Below are 1051 nucleotides of genomic sequence, written 5' to 3'. Positions count from 1 at the left end.
CACGCCGCCCCCGCTGCCCCCGCCGAGGGAACCGTTGTCGCGGCCGATGCCGCCAACGCGATCAAGGACCGTTACATCGTCGTGCTGAACGACACCGCCGAGACCGCCCGGCCCGGGTTCGTCCAGCAGCTGGCCGCCCGCTACAACGCCACCGTCACCTCCGAGTACGGCTCGGCCGTGCGCGGGTTCGCGGTGTCGCTGTCGGACAAGGGCGCCCGCCGGCTGGCCGCGCACCCCGCCGTCGCGTCGGTCGAGCAGGACCGCACCGTGGCCGCCGCCGACACCCAGACCGGCGCCACCTGGGGCCTGGACCGCATCGACCAGCGCACCCTGCCCCTGGCCGGTACCTACGTCTCCCCGAACACCGGCGCCGGTGTCACCGCCTACATCCTCGACACCGGGGTGCGGCTGACCCACACCGAGTTCGCCGGCCGCGCCCGCTCCGGCTACGACTTCATCGACAAGGACACCGACGCCTCGGACTGCCAGGGCCACGGCACCCACGTCGCCGGCACCGTCGCCGGCAAAACCTACGGCGTCGCCAAGCAGGCCAAGATCGTGTCCGTGCGCGTACTGGACTGCAACGGCTCCGGCTCCTACTCGGCCATCATCGCCGGCGTGGACTGGGTGACCAGGAACGCCGTCAAGCCCGCCGTGGCCAACATGTCCCTCGGCGGCGGCACCAGCGCCACCCTCGACACGGCGGTGAAGAACTCCATCGCCTCGGGTGTCACCTACGCGGTGGCGGCGGGTAACGAGAACAAGGACGCCTGCACCGTGTCCCCGGCCCGGCAGGCCGACGCCATCACCGTCGGCGCCACCGAAGCCACCGACGCCCGCGCCTCCTACTCCAACTACGGCACCTGCCTGGACATCTTCGCGCCCGGCTCGAACATCCTGTCCTCGACCAAGGGCAGCGACACCGCCACCGGCAAGATGTCGGGCACCTCGATGGCCACCCCCCACGTCGCCGGCATCGTGGCGCTGTACCTCGCCGCGAACCCCACCTGGACCCCCGCCCAGGTCCGCACCGCCCTGGTCACCGACGCCA

Annotated in this window: 1 protein-coding gene; it reads left to right on the top strand. The window is 72.0% G+C overall.

Annotated features, from left to right (window positions below):
- Positions 1-1051 (top strand): S8 family peptidase (locus tag Voc01_RS52615; protein ID WP_203935338.1); only part of this gene is annotated, 1051 nt, incomplete at both ends.

This window comes from Virgisporangium ochraceum (assembly GCF_016863655.1).
Lineage (GTDB): Bacteria > Actinomycetota > Actinomycetes > Mycobacteriales > Micromonosporaceae > Virgisporangium > Virgisporangium ochraceum.
This window is presented reverse-complemented; position numbering and strand designations above follow the sequence as displayed.